Raw genomic sequence first — 16845 nt, 5'->3', positions numbered from 1 at the left:
TTATTTAACCTGTTTCAGAACATCGGCAGTGATGTCTTTGGATGAGCTGGCGTAAGCTACAGCGTTGGCGTCAACCACGACGTCATAACCTTCATCAGCCGCCACTTTTTTCACTGCGTCCTGGATACGGCTCAGGATTTTGTTGCGCTCTTCAGCCTGACGACGACGGTTGTCCTGCTCGAAAGCCTGGGCTTTGCTGGAGAAAGTTTCGCGCTGCGCCATGACGTCTTTTTCCAGACGGCTGCGCTCGCTCGCTTTCATGGTAGAACCATCACGCTGCAGACGCTGCATTTTGGTTTGCAGATCGCGCTCCATACCCTGCAGCTCAGTCGCACGGCCTTTAAACTCGTTCTCGAGCTGTTTCGCAACTGTCGCACGCGCCGGTAACTGTTGGAAAATGCTGGAAACGTTTACCACTGCGATTTTGTCAGCGGCCTGAACGCCGGCGGAAGCCGCCAGAGCAAGGGAAAGGCCTGCGGCACATAACAACTTTTTCACTATAAACTCCTTACCATCAACGTTTGTGTCAGGGACACAGGTGTTGCGCGTTAAGGCAGCTCAGGGCTGCCAGTGAACGGCGCGATACTCGCGGTACACTACCGCGAGCGATGAGAAAAGCCGGACTGCGCTTTTCTCAAAGTTTGCAAGCTTACCAGGTTTTACCAATATTGAACTGGAACTGCTCGGCTTTATCCCCATCATATTTCTTGAATGGCTGGGCATAAGAGAAGACCAGCGGCCCCAGCGGCGACATCCACTGCAGCGCCAGACCGGCCGACATACGGATATTGCCCGGATCGCTATAGTCAGGAATACCTGCCGCGCGCGTCTCTGCGGTATTTTCCCAGGCAGTATCCCACACGGTACCGGCATCCACGAACAGCGAGGTACGCACGGAATTGGCGTATTTTTCGCTGAGGAACGGCGTTGGGGTAATCAGCTCGGCGCTGGCTGTCGCCATCGCGTTGCCGCCCACGGCGTCGTTAGAGTCACACAGCGTGCCCGTAGAACAGTTGCTGGAACCGTTGTTGTAGTAAGCCGCTTTTGGACCGATGGTGTTCGAGCGGAAACCACGTACGGTGCTGGAGCCACCGGCGTAAAAGTTCTCGTAGAACGGCAGCTCTTTGCCGTTCAGGCCGTCGCCGTAGCCTACGCGGCCACGACCCAACAGCACCCAGGTACGATCCTGATTCAGCGGCAGATACTGCTGGGTATCCAGCGTCGCTTTATAGAAGGCGTTATCCGAACCCGGAATAGTAACCTTGCCGTTCAGGTTGGTGCGGTTACCCGAAGTCGGGAAGAAGCCGCGGTCCAGCGTGTTGTATGTCCAACCGTAGTTAAACGTGAAGTCATCGGCTGAGTAATCCGCATCGCTGTTGATGCTCGGATCCTGGCCTACGGAGCGCAGATAGCGGAACATCGCAACCTGCGGCTGCATATTAGACAGATCGTTATGCACATAGCCGAGGCCCACGCGCAGCGTGTTGTTCTCGTTAACCGGGAAGCCCAGCGTGCCGTCCAGACCATAACTTCTGTTGGTATAGTCGGAAAGATCCGCATCGTCCGCTTTAAAGTCGTTGTAGAAGACGCGGCCGCCCAGGCTGACGCCATCAACCGTAAAGTACGGATCGGTCAGAGAGAATTCCGCATAGGTCTGGTAATCGTTTTTGGTACCGCTGATACCAACGGTGTTACCTGTGCCCAGCCAGTTATCCTGAGTAACGCCGACCTGGAAGCTGACGCCGCTCTCGGTGCCGTAGCCCACGCCGAAGTTAAAGGTACCGGTGTTGCGTTCTTTAACCTTGTAGACCACGTCTACCTGATCGGGCGCACCCGGTACGCGCTGGGTATCGGTTTCCACCGTTTCAAAATAGCCGGTACGGTTCAGGCGCTCTTTGCCCTGCTCCACCAGATCGCTGCCCAGCCAGGCACCTTCCATCTGGCGCATTTCACGACGCAGAACGGAATCTTTCGAGGTGTCGTTGCCTTCGAAACGCACTTTGCGCACGTAGTAGCGGTTGCCCGCGTCCACGTTGACGTGCAGCTTGACGGTTTTATCCGCATCGTTGATTTCCGGCTGGGTCATCACGCGTGGATAGGCATAGCCGTAGCGACCGAACATCTTTTTGATGTCGTCTTCCATGCGGGTGACTTTGGCGCCGTTATAGAGTTCGCCCGGCTCGATTTTGGTCAGGGATTCGACTTCCGCCGAGTGCCCGGCCATGCTGCCGTTAACCACCACGCCGGAAAGCTTGTACTGATCGCCTTCGGTAATGTTGATGGTGATGTAGATACCTTTTTTATCCGGCGTCAGGCTGACCTGCGTCGAATCGATATTAAAACGCGCATAGCCGCGATCCAGATAGAAGCTGCGCAGCGTTTCTAAGTCGCCCGCCAGTTTCTGCTTCTGATATTTACGGTCGCCGACCAGGTTCCACCACGGCACTTCGTCACGCAGCTGGAAGCGGGAGATCAGTTCATCCGAGCTGAAGGCTTTGTTGCCGACCACGTTAATCTGCTGAATTTTCGCGGAAACGCCTTCGGTAAAGACCAGCTTCAGATCGACGCGGTTACGCGGCAGCGGCGTGACCACGGCTTTTACGCTGGCGCTATATTTACCGACGCTGTAGTAGAAGTCCTCCAACCCTTTCTCGATGGACGAGATGGTGGTGCGGTCAAGGGCTTCGCCCACGCGCACGCCGGAGGCTTCAAGGTTCTGCTTGAGCATGTCATCTTTCACCGCCTTGTTGCCGGAGAAGGTGATGCTGGCAATGGTTGGGCGCTCTTTCACCTGAACGATCAGCGTGTTGCCGTCGCGCAGTACCTGAACATCTTCGAAGTTCCCGGTCGCAAAAAGAGCGCGGATGGTATTACTGATATCATCATCGGAGACGGTATCTCCAACGCGGACAGGCATACTAAGCAATGCCGCCCCGACGGCGACTCGCTGCAGCCCCTCGAAATGGATATCCTTCACCACGAAGCCGTCAGCCGCGTATACGGTGGCGCTGCTAAACAGCAGCGACGCTATGAGCAACTTTTTCATCGCCATCGTTGTTATGCATTCTTCCTAACTGGTTCTCGCATCGAACAGGCTTGCCTGTCAGAGACGCGAGAAATCATTGAATAGTGCAAGCCCCATTAACAGCACCAGCAAAACCGAGCCAATGCGATAACTGAAGTCCTGAACTCGCTCAGACACCGGCCCACCTTTGATCTTTTCGATCGCCAGAAACAGCAAGTGCCCACCATCTAATACCGGCAAGGGGAACAGATTGATAATCCCGAGGTTCACGCTGATCAGCGCAAGAAACATCAGGTAATAAATCAAGCCATATTCCGCCGACATCCCAGCACCCTGGGCGATCGAAATCGGCCCGCTGAGATTGTTCAACTTCACTTCGCCAACAATCAGCTTGCCCAGCATCGTCACCGTCAGCTTCATCAGCTGCCAGGTTTTCGCGCCGGCTTCGCCAACGGCCGCAAACGGCCCATACTGGCGTACCGTTTTATATTCGTCCGGCAGTGGAATAATGCGCGGGACCACGCCTGCGAATCCTTCCGCTCCTTTGCCGGGCTTCACATCTGGCGTCAGCGTCAGGGAAACAGACGCGCCCTGTCGCTCAACTTCTACCGCCAGCGGTTTACCCGGGTTTTCGCGAACCTCGGCAACAAATTGCTGCCACTGGTTTAACGGCTGACCCCCGACTTTAACGATCCTGTCGCCCGCTTGCAAACCTGCTCTGGCCGCTGCCGAGCCGGTTTGTATCTCCGCCAGCACGGTTTCCACCTGCGGGCCACGAGGGCGAATGCCCAGCGAAGCGACCGGATCTTCTCTGTCTGGCGCAAAATGCCAGTCGCGTAAATCAAGCCGAACGTCCCGAACCTGGTCGGTGCCAAAAGGCGCCACGCTTAGTGTAGTCTGCTGGTCGCCAATTTTGGCCACCAGCGCCATACGTACAGCTTCCCAGTCAGGCGTTTCGATACCGTCAACGGCCTTAAGTTCCATTCCCGGCGCAATTTGCGCTTCAGCAGCCTGCGAACCGCTTACTATTTCGCCAACCACTGGCCGAACGCCAGGCACGCCGATAATAAAAACCAGCCAGTAAGCGAAGACGGCAAACAAAAAGTTCGCCAGCGGGCCAGCGCTGATAATGGCGGCACGCTGCGCTACGGTTTTGTTGTTAAAGGAGAGATGGCGGAGTTCTGGCGGCACGCTCTCAACGCGTTCGTCGAGCATTTTGACATAGCCGCCAAGCGGGATAAGCGCGATGACATACTCGGTGCCCTGGCTGTCGCGACGTCGCCATAGCGCTTTGCCAAAGCCGATAGAAAACCGTTCGACTTTGACGCCGCAGCGGCGCGCTACCCAGAAATGGCCGAATTCGTGCACGGTAATCAATATGCCCAGCGCAACGATAAAGGCCCCGAGGCTCCAGAGTATACTCAACATAACGTCCCTTATAACGTGCCGAAAGCCAGCAGCAGCAGACAGGCAAACACCGGCACCGCCGCCGTCAGGCTGTCAATACGATCCAGAATGCCGCCGTGGCCGGGAATAAGCTGTCCGCTGTCTTTGATCCCGGCTTCACGCTTAAACATACTTTCAGTCAGATCGCCCAGCACCGACGCCAGCGTGGCGACGATGGAGCAGGTCAACAGCGCTGCTGGCGATACGCTCAGTGGCGCCCAAAGGCCAAACAGCCAGGCGATGACGGCCGCAGTAAGCAGACCGCCGAAAAAACCTTCCCAGGTTTTGCCAGGAGAAACCTTCGGCGCCAGCTTGTGTTTGCCAAACAGGCGGCCAAACATATAGGCACCGGAATCCGCGCCCCACACCAGAAACATCACGTAGAGCAGCCACCAGGCACCGGCGAAGTGATCCGTGTCGTAATGATACTGACGCAGCGCCACCATGCCCCAGAAAAAGGGCACTATGGTCAGAATACCAAACAGCAGGCGCAGGACACGGGACTTGCGCCACAGCGCCGCCGAGCCGGGATAGGTCAGCACCAGCAGCAGCGCGACAATCCACCAGCCGAGCGCCGTCCAGAGCGAACCTGCGATCTGAGGAAGATGAACGGAATGGTGATAAGCAGGCAGCGTGAGCGTCATCACGGCGAGCAGCAGCCCGCACAGGACGGCGAGCCAGACGCGTTGGGAGCGTGAAGCGAGGCCAGCGAACTGTCCCCACTCCCATGCCGCCAGCATACAGACGGCCAGCGTGACGATAGCGAAGCCAGGAGGCGGCAGCAGAAACAGCGCCGCAATCACAATCGGAATAAGTATCAACGCGGTAATCAGGCGTGACTTCAGCAAGGATTACCCCCAGTGCGCTCAGGCGCCGCCGGGTGCTGCGCCGCCAAAGCGACGCTCTCGTTGTGCAAACGCATTCAGTGCACCTTCAAAAACTTGTTCATCAAAATCAGGCCAGAGAACATCGGTGAAAAAGAACTCCGCATAGGCGACCTGCCACAGCAAAAAGTTACTGATTCGATGCTCTCCCCCTGTCCTTATTACCAGATCCACCGGCGCCAGATCGTTGAGACAAAGGTGCCGGGCGAGAGTTTCCTCTTCGATTTGGTCCGGACGCACCAGACCTTCCTGCACCTGCTCCGCAATTTTCCTGACGCTATGAATAATATCCCAACGTCCGCCATAATTCGCGGCAATGTTCAGGGTAAGTCCATTATTTTGCTGAGTCAGTTCTTCGGCGCGCCGGATACGCTCCTGCAAACGCGCGTTAAATCGGCTCGTATCGCCAATAATCCGCAGGCGTACGTTATGTTTATGGAGGCTTTTCACCTCGCTGTCCAGTGCCCAGACGAACAGCTCCATCAGCGCCATAACCTCCTGCGGAGGACGGTTCCAGTTTTCACTGCTGAAGGCGTACAGGGTCAATGCGTCCAGCTTGTTGCTGACGGCAAAACTTACCGCGCGGCGCACGGACTTCACGCCCGCCTTATGGCCGGTAATCCGCATTTTCCCCTGGTTTTTGGCCCAACGGCCATTGCCATCCATAATAATGGCCACGTGGCGGGGATATTCTCCCGGCTGGTCATCGGTTTTTATTTGCTTTTCGGACGACATAACGCGTAATTATTTCCTTTAATCAGAAATACGACGGTTTCTGAAATAGTTTGCCCGCCTGGCTAAAAGCCTGTCGCAGCGACGGCCGATAATCGCTCTCAGAACGGGCGCAGATTGTATCACCTCCAACCCTGCCCCACAAACGCACGCTGTTTAGCCCGCCGCGGCAAAGCGTGTCAGGCTGGCTTTCGCCGCCTCGCGCGCGCGCCTGTCGATATCCAGCACCGCTTCCACGCTTTCCGGCTCACGGCAGGAGAGCGTTTCTAAAACGTGCATATTCACGCTCGCAATGTCGGTAAAGCGAATTTGCGCGGCGAGAAAGGCGGCGACGGCGATCTCATTGGCGGCGTTCAGCGCCGTAGTGGCGGCCTGCCCTGCTTTACAGGCGTCGATAGCCAGCTTCAGGCAAGGGTAGCGAGCGTAGTCGGGCTCGGCAAAAGTCATGGCGCCCATGCGGGCAAAATCCAGCGGCTTCGCGCCTGAGTGCACGCGCTGCGGCCAGGCCATAACATGAGCGATCGGCGTGCGCATATCCGGCGACCCCATCTGCGCCAGTACGCTGCCGTCACGGTAGCGCACCATCGAGTGGATCACCGACTGCGGGTGCAGGATCACTTCCATCTGCGCGTCGGTAGCGTTAAACAGCCAGCGAGCTTCAATATATTCCAAACCTTTATTCATCATGGTGGCCGAGTCGACGGAGATTTTTCGCCCCATCGTCCAGTTCGGATGCGCGCAGGCCTGGTCTGGCGTCATCTGCGCCAGGTCTGCCAGCGGCGTTTCGCGAAAAGGGCCACCCGATCCCGTAAGAATAATGCTGTCGATGCCATTATCCTGCAGGGAAGCGTATCCTAACTGGCGCTGGAGGGAAGCGGGCAAACTCTGAAAAATGGCATTATGCTCGCTGTCGACCGGCAGAAGCTGCGCTTTAAATTCGCTGACCGCCTCCAGAAAAAGCTGGCCGCAGGTCACCAGCGACTCCTTGTTGGCCAGCAGCACGGCTTTACCAGCGCGGATCGCCGCCAGCGTCGGCAGCAGTCCCGCCGCGCCGACAATCGCCGCCATCACCTGATCCACCTCGTCCAGCGCGGCCAGGTCGCAGGCCGCCTGCTCGCCCCACAGCACCTCTGTCGCCACGTTCAGCTCTTTCAGCCGCAGCCGCAGCGCGCTGGCGGAAGCTTCATCCGCCATTGCCGCGTAAGCGGGCCGAAAAGCGAGACACTGCTCGATCATCAGCCCGACGTTACGTCCGGCCACCAGCGCCTTAACGGCGAACAGGTCGGGATTCGCTTTGATAACGGCCAGCGTGCTGGTGCCGATTGAACCGGTGGAACCGAGAATGGTCAGTTGCTTCATGAAAATGCTCTGTGTAGTGACCGGACGAGCGGCTCGCCAGGTAAAGGATTAAACGCAAAACGCCGTAAGACTGCCATCCGGAGACGGCAATCTGTACGGCGTTAAGTCACGGCGCGGATCGACTCAGAAGTCCATCAGCTCCGCTTCTTTTTCTGCCAGCGCGGCATCAACTTTCTTGATAAAAAGGTCGGTCATTTTCTGGATATCATCCTGTGAACGACGCTCTTCATCTTCGCTGATCTCTTTGTCTTTCAGCAGCGCTTTTACCTTATCGTTGGCGTCACGGCGAACGTTACGCACGGAGACGCGACCCTGCTCGGCTTCGCCGCGCACGATTTTGATCAGGTCTTTACGACGCTCTTCCGTCAGCGCCGGCAGCGGCACGCGAATATCGCTGCCCGCCGAACTTGGGTTCAGACCCAGGTCGGACGCCATAATCGCTTTTTCAACGGCCGCGCTGATAGAGCGATCGAACACGTTGATTTTCAGCGTGCGGGAGTCTTCAACCGTTACGCTTGCCAGCTGACGCAGCGGCGTGGCGGAGCCGTAATAATCGACCATGATGCCGTCAAGAATGCTTGGCGAGGCGCGGCCGGTACGGATTTTGCTGATATGGTTTTTAAATGCTTCCAGGCACTTTTCCATGCGCGTTTCAGCATCTTTTCTGATTTCGTTAATCACGTTGTAACCCTTGAATTCTGGTTAACCTGACAGGCTAAGCCTGTTAGCTATCTGTTAGCGTGCGTAACGCACTACAAAGGCTGAATATACCTTATTTTACGCCCTAACGGATCTTATTGCGTAATCAGGGTGCCTTCTTTTTCACCCATCACTACGCGGCGCAGCGCGCCTGGCTTGTTCATATTGAACACGCGGATCGGCAGTTTATGATCGCGGGCCAGCGTAAAGGCGGCCAGATCCATCACTTTCAGTTCACGATCCAGCACTTCGGTATAGCTCAGCTGATCGTACAGCGTGGCGTCCGGATTTTTTACCGGATCTTCTGAGTAGACGCCATCCACTTTGGTCGCCTTGAGCACCACGTCCGCTTCGATTTCGATACCGCGCAGGCAGGCCGCTGAATCTGTGGTGAAGAACGGGTTGCCGGTACCGGCGGAGAAAATCACCACGCGGTTATTGCGCAGCAGGCTGATCGCTTCTGCCCAGCTGTAGTTGTCGCAGACGCCGTTCAGCGGAATAGCCGACATCAGGCGAGCGTTGACGTAGGCGCGATGCAGCGCGTCACGCATCGCCAGACCGTTCATCACGGTCGCCAGCATACCCATATGGTCGCCCACGACGCGGTTCATGCCGGCCTGCGCCAGTCCTGCGCCGCGGAACAGGTTACCGCCACCGATAACCACGCCAACCTGAATACCCAGCTCGACCAGTTCCTTCACTTCCTGAGCCATACGATCCAGCACGCTGGCGTCGATACCGAAGCCTTCCGCGCCTTGCAGAGCTTCGCCGCTCAGTTTCAGCAGGATACGTTGATAAACAGGTTTTGCATTGGTCGCCATGGTTTTTTTCCTGGAAGCTATAGAAGATTTAAATCTGCGCTATCATCCCGCGTACGTTAGGAAAATACTATTGGGATGAGACTGAAAATTGCCGGATTCGGCGGATAAAAAAGAACCGCCGGATGGCGGTTCTGGTCAATCGATTAAGACTGTTTGGACATCGCTGCAACTTCTGCTGCGAAATCGGTTTCAGCTTTTTCGATACCTTCGCCCACTTCGAAGCGGATGAAGTTAACAACGTCAGCGCCCTGCTCTTTCAGCAGCTGGCCAACGGTTTTAGACGGGTCGATAACGAAAGGCTGACCGGTCAGAGAAACTTCGCCGGTGAATTTCTTCATGCGGCCTTCAACCATTTTCTCTGCGATTTCTTTCGGCTTGCCGGACTGCATAGCGATGTCCAGCTGAACCTGGTACTCTTTCTCAACCACTTCAGCAGAAACGTCTTCTGGCTTAACGAATTCTGGCTTGCTTGCGGCAACGTGCATCGCCAGCTGCTTAACCAGCTCTTCGTTAGCGCCGGTAGCGGCGATCAGTACGCCAATACGTGCGCCGTGCAGGTAGCTGCCCAGCACATCGCCTTCCAGGGAAGCAACGCGACGAATGTTGATGTTCTCACCGATTTTAGCAACCAGCGCCACGCGCTCTTCTTCGAATTGCGCTTTCAGTACTTCAACGTCGGTGATTTTGCCGGCAACAGCCGCATCCAGCACCTTGTCAGCGAACGCCTGGAAACCGCTGTCTTTAGCAACGAAGTCGGTCTGGCAGTTAACTTCCAGGATCACACCGTAGTTGCCTTCGATTTTGGTTTTGATCACGCCGTCAGCAGCCACGTTGCCTGCTTTTTTCGCCGCTTTGATCGCGCCAGATTTACGCATGTTCTCGATCGCCAGCTCGATGTCGCCGCTAGCTTCGGTCAGCGCTTTTTTACAATCCATCATGCCAGCGCCAGTGCGCTCGCGCAGTTCTTTTACCAGAGCAGCAGTAATTTCAGCCATTCTCGAATCCTCGGTTAGCTCAGCACCCGCCCGGTTCGCCGTTTGACGCCACGACAGGTGCCTGTTCGCGGGAGAAATATTGCCCTGCCGATGAATAACCAGCAGCAAAGCGAATTCAAAATAAAGGGGCCAATTAAGGCCCCTTACAGATTAACATCTGATTTTACCCTGACGGGTATAAGGGCTCTCTGTGGAGCAGACCTTATTACTCAGTTTCAGCGAAGCTTTCTTCAGCCTGCTGAGCCAGATCCTGAGAGCGACCTTCACGCACGGTGGCGGCAACGGCGTTCAGGTACAGGCTTACAGCACGGATTGCATCATCGTTACCTGGGATGATGTAGTCAACGCCGTCTGGATCAGAGTTAGTATCAACGATAGCGAAAACCGGGATGCCCAGGTTGTTAGCTTCTTTGATAGCAATGTGTTCGTGGTCTGCATCAACAACGAACAGCGCGTCCGGCAGGCCGCCCATATCTTTGATACCGCCCAGGCTGTTTTCCAGCTTGGCCAGCTCACGAGCACGCATCAGCGCTTCTTTTTTGGTCAGCTTGTCGAAAGTGCCGTCCTGAGACTGAGTTTCCAGATCTTTCAGGCGCTTGATGGACTGACGAACGGTTTTCCAGTTAGTCAGCATACCGCCTAACCAGCGATGGTTTACGAAGAACTGATCGCAGCTCAGCGCAGACTCTTTTACCGCTTCGCTTGCAGCGCGCTTGGTACCAACCATCAGAATCTTGCCTTTACGGGCAGCGATTTTGTTCAGTTCAGCCAGGGCTTCGTTGAACATTGGTACGGTTTTTTCAAGGTTGATGATGTGAACTTTGTTACGAGCGCCGAAAATGAATGGCTTCATTTTTGGGTTCCAGTAACGGGTCTGGTGACCGAAGTGTACACCAGCCTTGAGCATGTCGCGCATGGAAACAGTTGCCATGATTACCTCTGTAAATGAGTTGGGGTTAAGCCTCCATGTATCCCATACGACCGACCTCTCGGGCCGCTTGCGCAGCGCTTAAGGCACCCCGGCGTACGTGTCGATACATGTGTGTTATTTACACATAGTGAGAGTTATGCGTTTCTCTGCAATCTTGCCCACAGAGAATCGTCGGCGCGCTTTATACCATAAAGCCACCCATGAAGCCAATGATTGTTCGCTTTACCGCCCGCGCCCTAAACGGGAATTGGCAGCGGCCAGGCGGACTGCTACCATTGCTGCACTTCCTCTATTATTGTCGAAAATAGCGACAGCTGCGGACTAAATTAATGGCAATTACAATCAAAACCCCTGAAGAAATCGCAAAAATGCGCGTAGCCGGTCGCCTCGCGGCCGAAGTGCTGGAGATGATCGAAGAGCACGTGAAACCGGGCGTCAGCACCGGCGAACTCGATCGCCTGTGTCATGACTATATCGTTAACACTCAGAAAGCGGTTTCGGCCAGTCTGGGCTATCACGGTTTTCCCAAGTCCGTTTGTATCTCGGTCAACGAAGTGGTTTGCCACGGCATTCCAAGCGACGACAAGATCCTGAAAGATGGCGATATCGTTAATATCGACGTGACGGTCATCAAGGACGAATATCACGGCGACACCTCTAAAATGTTTATCGTCGGTAAACCTACTATCCAGGGCGAGCGTCTGTGCCGCGTCACCCAGGAGAGCCTCTACCTGGCGCTGCGCATGGTGAAGCCGGGCATTCGCCTGCGCACTATCGGACGTGAAATTCAGAAATTCGTCGAAGCACAGGATTTTTCCGTAGTGCGTGAATATTGCGGTCACGGCATCGGTAAAGGCTTCCATGAAGAGCCGCAGGTGCTGCACTACGATGCAGATGACGGCGGCGTGGTGCTGCAGGCCGGTATGGCTTTCACTATCGAACCTATGGTCAACGCAGGCGACTACCGTATCCGCAGCATGAAAGACGGCTGGACGGTAAAAACCAAAGATCGCAGTCTCTCCGCTCAGTACGAACATACCATCGTGGTGACGGAAACCGGCTGCGAGATCATGACGCTGCGTAAAGACGACACTATTCCGGCTATTTTAACCGCCGAGGCTTGATCCCTGAGCCTTCCCCGGCAGCGCCTGTCGCTGTCGGGACGTCTGCCTGGCGCTAACCTTTTTCACCACGTCGATCCCACGAATTAATCTCCCCATAACACGCGCTGCCTGACCCGCGAACATCTGCGGTGCCTTCCCCATTGCTATTTTCTGGAAACAACAGGAAAGTTTTTCTGGACAGGATTTTTTATTGGGTTATAAACTGCACAAACCACGAGAAGCGTAAGGGTATTTAACCCTGCGTTTTCGTGCAGGAAGCACTTTCGTTACCCAGGGAGATCGTGATTATGGCAATACCCTCTTTATCAAGAAAAATCCTCAATCAACGCCTGTTCAGGTGTTATCAACACAGATTTTCTCTGACCACCGGGCTGGAGGTCGCCAAAGAAAAAGGAGGCGATCATGAGCCATGCCGCCTTAATTGACCTTGAGAGTGAACGGACATTACCCGCTTTCGCAGGCGGTGATGGAGGAGGAAACATGACGGATAATCTTGTACGACGCGTAGGAAAACTTGAGCAGGATGTCGCCGCTATCAGACAGGATGTCAACATCCTGACTATTCGCTCTGAAAATTTCGCCACCAAAGTGGATATAGCGAATATCTGTACGGAGATGGCGACTATGCGCGGTGAATTTAAAGAAGAGATGGCAGCTATGCGCGGCGAGTTTAAGAGTGACATGGCAGCTATGCGCGGTGAGTTTAAAGAAGAGACGGCAGCTATGCGCGGCGAGTTTAAGGAAGAGATGGCAGCCATGCGCGGCGAATTTAAAGAAGAGACGGCAGCCATGCGCGGCGAGTTTAGAAGCGACATGGCGACTATATGCGGTGGGCTTAAAACTGAAATAAGCACTATTCATGGCAAGCTTAAAGAAGAAATGGCCAGTACACGTGGCTATTTCCACGAAGAGTTGCGCAAAGCCATAAGCAAACAAACGGTGCTGCTGCTAACGGTTATTCCTGCGACGCTGGCGGCTATCGCTGCCGTCGGCGCCTGGTTCAGGTAACCGCGGCAACTTTTATCCTGCCAGCAGAAAATTGTGCTCCGCTCCTGGCCGATGCTGCTTTATCGCGTCGCCTGTCGCCGTATGGCGACCGCGCAAAAAAAATCAAACCCGCGCCGCTGGAATTTTTTGATCTCAGGCGCCAGGAAACGCTATTGTCACTGCTTGTCTTTATGCGGCAGAAAATGCGGGAGCGCTGGCGTGAGTACGATACTGAAAGATTACGGGCAGGCTGCCGAATGGCAGGATGAAGAGCTGACGCGGGAAGCGTTAAAACAGCATCTCGATCGTTTCCAGCAGCAGCTGGCCAGGGCTTTTGACGCGGGCGAGGCCGTTGAGCATCTTATCGCTGCCCGCACGCTGTTTATCGATCGTCTGCTGCGTCGCCTGTGGCGTTTCTATGGTTTCCCTGAACAGCAGGATATCGCGCTGGTCGCCGTTGGCGGCTATGGCCGGGCCGAGCTGCATCCGCTTTCCGACATCGACGTGCTGATTCTGAGCCGGCGTCCCCTCTCCGAACAGGATGCTCAGCGCGCCAGCGAGCTGCTGACGCTGATGTGGGATTTAAAACTGGAAGTGGGCCACAGCGTCAGAACGCTGGAAGAGTGTTTGCTGGAAGGATTGTCGGATCTGACCGTCGCCACCAACTTGATTGAGTCGCGCCTGCTGACCGGCGACGTGGCGCTGTTTCTTGAGCTGCAGAAAAACGTTTTCAGCGAAGGCTTCTGGCCTTCCGATCGTTTCTTCGCTGCTAAAATCGCCGAACAGCAGGAGCGTCACCAGCGCTATCACGGCACCAGTTATAACCTGGAGCCGGATATTAAAAGCAGCCCGGGCGGCCTGCGCGATATTCACACGCTGCTGTGGGTCGCGCGCCGTCACTTCGGCGCCACCTCGCTGGATGAAATGGTTGGTTTTGGCTTTCTGACCCAGGCCGAGCGTAACGAGCTGAACGAATGCCAGACGCTGCTCTGGCGGATGCGTTTCGCGCTGCATCTGACGCTTAGTCGTTACGACAACCGGCTGCTGTTCGATCGTCAGCTGAACGTGGCGCAGCGTCTGAACTATCAGGGCGAAGGCAACGAGCCGGTCGAGCGAATGATGAAAGATTTCTATCGCGTTACCGGTCGTATCGGCGAGCTGAATCAGATGCTGCTGCAGCTGTTTGACGAGGCGATTCTGGCGCTGGGCGAGGATGAGAAGCCGCGCGCCATCGACGATGAGTTTCAGCTGCGCGGCACGCTGATCGACCTGATCGACGAAAAGCTGTTTACGCGCGATCCGGTCGCCATTATGCGTATGTTTTACACTATGGTGCGAACGCCGAATATTACCGGTATCTACTCCACAACGCTGCGCCAGCTGCGTTACGCCCGTCGCCATCTCCAGCAGCCGCTGTGCACGCTTCCCGAAGCGCGCCAGCTGTTTCTGTCGATTCTGCGCCATCCGGGCGCGGTCAGCCGGGCGCTGGTGCCGATGCATCGCCATAGCGTGCTGTGGGCCTATATGCCGCAATGGGGCAATATCGTCGGCCAGATGCAGTTCGACCTGTTTCACGCCTACACCGTGGATGAGCATACCGTTCGCGTTCTGCAGAAGCTGGAGAGTTTTGCGGATGAGACGACTCGTCCGCGCCATCCGCTCTGCGTGGAAATCTGGCCGCGCCTGCCTCAGCCGGAACTGCTGTTGATGGCCGCGCTGTTTCACGATATCGCTAAAGGCCGCGGCGGCGATCACTCTGTTCTGGGCGCGCAGGACGCGCTGGCGTTCGCTGAGCTGCACGGACTGAATTCACGGGAAACTCAGCTCGTTGCCTGGCTGGTGCGCCATCATCTGCTGATGTCGGTGACGGCGCAGCGCCGCGACATTCAGGATCCCACGGAAATCCAGCAGTTCGCCGAAGTGATGCAAAACGAGAACCGCCTGCGCTATCTGGTTTGCCTGACGGTAGCGGATATCTGCGCCACCAATGAAACGTTATGGAACAGCTGGAAGCAGAGTTTGCTGCGCGAGCTGTTCTTCGCTACCGAAAAACAGCTGCGGCGCGGCATGGAGCACAGTCCGGATCTGCGTGAGCGTGTCCGGCATCATCGTCTGCAGGCGCTGGCGCTGCTGCGTATGGATAACCTGGACGAACAGGCGCTGCGCGATATCTGGGCGCGCTGTCGCGCGGACTATTTCCTGCGTCACACGCCGAATCAGCTGGCCTGGCATGCCCGCCATTTGATGGAGCACGATCTCTCGCAGCCGCTGGTTCTGTTGAGTCCGCAGGCGACCCGCGGCGGCACAGAGATCTTTATCTGGAGTCCTGACAGGCCCTATCTTTTCGCCACCGTCGCGGGCGAGCTGGATCGTCGCAATCTCAGCGTACACGACGCGCAGATCTTCACCAGCCGTGACGGCATGGCGATGGACACATTTATCGTGCTGGAGCCGGACGGCAGTCCGCTGGCGCCGGATCGGCATGAAACCATCCGCCAGGCGCTGGAGCAGGCCATCGGACAAAGCAGCTTTCAGCCGGCCAGAATGCGTCGCCAGTCAGCCCGGTTAAAGCATTTTAGCGTGGATACCGAGGTCAAGTTTCTGCCGAGCCACACCGACAGGCGCACCTACATGGAGCTGATCGCGCTCGATCAGCCCGGTCTGCTGGCCCGCGTGGGAGAGATCTTCGCCGATCTTAATGTTTCGCTGCACGGCGCGCGCATCAGCACCATAGGCGAAAGAGTTGAGGATCTCTTTATCCTGGCGAACAGCGATCGACGCGCGCTCAGCCGCGAATTACGTCACGAGCTGCGACAACGGTTGACAGAGGCCCTTAATCCAAACGATAAAGTGTGACCAGGATTTACTTTTACCCCGTTTGCGGGCGCAATCGGATCGGCCTTTTTTTACCATAGAGGCCGTAAAATTCGCCCCAAAACATGATTTGACACAGGAAAGCTGAATTAATGCAACAATTACAGAGTGTTATTGAGAGCGCCTTTGAGCACCGCGCCGAGATCACCCCCGCTAATGCCGATACGGTAACGCGGGAAGCGGTAAACCAGGTTATCGCGCTGCTGGACAGCGGCGCGCTGCGCGTGGCCGAAAAAATCGACGGCCAGTGGGTGACGCATCAGTGGCTGAAAAAAGCCGTGCTGCTCTCTTTCCGCATCAATGACAACCAGGTGATTGAGGGCGCCGAAAGCCGCTACTACGACAAAGTGCCAATGAAATTCGCCGACTACGATGATGCGCGCTTTAAGAAAGAGGGTTTTCGCGTAGTACCGCCTGCTGCCGTTCGCCAGGGCGCCTTTATCGCACGTAACACCGTGCTGATGCCTTCTTACGTTAACATTGGCGCCTACGTGGACGAAGGCTCGATGGTAGATACATGGGCAACCGTAGGTTCCTGTGCGCAGATCGGTAAAAACGTTCACCTGTCCGGCGGCGTCGGCATTGGCGGCGTGCTGGAGCCGCTGCAGGCTAACCCAACCATTATCGAAGACAACTGCTTTATCGGCGCGCGTTCAGAAATCGTTGAAGGCGTGATTGTTGAAGAAGGCGCGGTCATTTCCATGGGCGTTTACATCGGTCAGAGCACCAAAATCTACGATCGTGAAACGGGCGAAGTACACTACGGCCGCGTGCCTGCCGGTTCCGTGGTGGTTTCCGGCAACCTGCCTTCTAAAGACGGCAGCTATAGCCTCTACTGTGCGGTTATCGTAAAAAAAGTGGATGCGAAAACCCGTGGCAAGGTCGGCATCAACGAACTGCTGCGCACTATCGACTAAATTTTCCTTCCGGGCCGCCTTCCGCGGCCCGTCATCTTTTCTTTACAGCGC

At 55.9% G+C, this 16845-nt stretch carries 14 protein-coding genes; 4 read left to right on the top strand and 10 right to left on the bottom strand.

From position 1 onward, the window contains the following. The 10 genes from skp to rpsB form a co-directional block, all read right to left on the bottom strand. Window positions 1-498: a molecular chaperone Skp gene (gene skp, locus MKZ79_RS14530; protein WP_336143138.1), complete on the bottom strand. Its 498-nt coding sequence runs from the start codon at window positions 496-498 to the stop codon at window positions 1-3. Window positions 499-649: 151 nt separating this feature from the next. Further along, window positions 650-3052: an outer membrane protein assembly factor BamA gene (bamA, locus tag MKZ79_RS14525; protein ID WP_336143136.1), complete on the bottom strand. Its 2403-nt coding sequence runs from the start codon at window positions 3050-3052 to the stop codon at window positions 650-652. 51 nt (window positions 3053-3103) lie between these two features. Beyond that, window positions 3104-4453, bottom strand: a complete 1350-nt coding sequence (rseP, locus tag MKZ79_RS14520; protein WP_336143135.1) for a sigma E protease regulator RseP — start codon at window positions 4451-4453, stop codon at window positions 3104-3106. A gap of 8 nt (window positions 4454-4461) precedes the next feature. Beyond that, the gene (gene cdsA, locus MKZ79_RS14515) at window positions 4462-5319 is read right to left on the bottom strand and encodes a phosphatidate cytidylyltransferase (protein ID WP_336143133.1); all 858 of its coding nucleotides are present in this window, start codon (window positions 5317-5319) and stop codon (window positions 4462-4464) included. 18 nt (window positions 5320-5337) lie between these two features. Beyond that, a complete protein-coding gene (gene ispU, locus MKZ79_RS14510; protein ID WP_336143131.1) occupies window positions 5338-6090 on the bottom strand; it encodes a (2E,6E)-farnesyl-diphosphate-specific ditrans,polycis-undecaprenyl-diphosphate synthase in 753 nt (250 codons plus the stop codon). 153 nt (window positions 6091-6243) lie between these two features. Continuing rightward, window positions 6244-7446: a 1-deoxy-D-xylulose-5-phosphate reductoisomerase gene (gene ispC, locus MKZ79_RS14505; RefSeq protein WP_336143128.1), complete on the bottom strand. Its 1203-nt coding sequence runs from the start codon at window positions 7444-7446 to the stop codon at window positions 6244-6246. A gap of 123 nt (window positions 7447-7569) precedes the next feature. Then, window positions 7570-8127, bottom strand: a complete 558-nt coding sequence (gene frr, locus MKZ79_RS14500; RefSeq protein ID WP_336143126.1) for a ribosome recycling factor — start codon at window positions 8125-8127, stop codon at window positions 7570-7572. 113 nt (window positions 8128-8240) lie between these two features. Beyond that, complete coding sequence (gene pyrH, locus MKZ79_RS14495) at window positions 8241-8966, bottom strand: UMP kinase (protein ID WP_336143124.1); 726 nt, start codon at window positions 8964-8966, stop codon at window positions 8241-8243. A gap of 143 nt (window positions 8967-9109) precedes the next feature. Further along, a complete protein-coding gene (gene tsf, locus MKZ79_RS14490; RefSeq protein WP_336143122.1) occupies window positions 9110-9961 on the bottom strand; it encodes a translation elongation factor Ts in 852 nt (283 codons plus the stop codon). 205 nt (window positions 9962-10166) lie between these two features. Then, window positions 10167-10892, bottom strand: coding sequence for a 30S ribosomal protein S2 (gene rpsB / locus MKZ79_RS14485; protein WP_336143120.1), 726 nt, complete (start codon window positions 10890-10892; stop codon window positions 10167-10169). Window positions 10893-11221: 329 nt separating this feature from the next. Here rpsB and map point away from each other — a divergent pair, with 329 nt between their 5' ends. From map to dapD, 4 genes are all read left to right on the top strand, one after another. Next, window positions 11222-12016: a type I methionyl aminopeptidase gene (gene map / locus MKZ79_RS14480; RefSeq protein WP_336143119.1), complete on the top strand. Its 795-nt coding sequence runs from the start codon at window positions 11222-11224 to the stop codon at window positions 12014-12016. A gap of 402 nt (window positions 12017-12418) precedes the next feature. Further along, window positions 12419-13024, top strand: a complete 606-nt coding sequence (locus MKZ79_RS14475) for a hypothetical protein (RefSeq protein WP_336143118.1) — start codon at window positions 12419-12421, stop codon at window positions 13022-13024. A 198-nt stretch (window positions 13025-13222) separates the two neighbouring features. Next, window positions 13223-15859: a bifunctional uridylyltransferase/uridylyl-removing protein GlnD gene (gene glnD, locus MKZ79_RS14470; protein WP_336143116.1), complete on the top strand. Its 2637-nt coding sequence runs from the start codon at window positions 13223-13225 to the stop codon at window positions 15857-15859. A 110-nt stretch (window positions 15860-15969) separates the two neighbouring features. Further along, on the top strand, window positions 15970-16794 hold the full coding sequence (dapD, locus tag MKZ79_RS14465; RefSeq protein ID WP_336143115.1) for a 2,3,4,5-tetrahydropyridine-2,6-dicarboxylate N-succinyltransferase: 825 nt from the start codon (window positions 15970-15972) through the stop codon (window positions 16792-16794). The last annotated feature ends 51 nt before the right edge of the window (window positions 16795-16845 follow it).

This window comes from Erwinia sp. CGal63 (genome assembly GCF_037026505.1).
Classification (GTDB): Bacteria; Pseudomonadota; Gammaproteobacteria; order Enterobacterales; family Enterobacteriaceae; genus Erwinia.
This window is presented reverse-complemented; position numbering and strand designations above follow the sequence as displayed.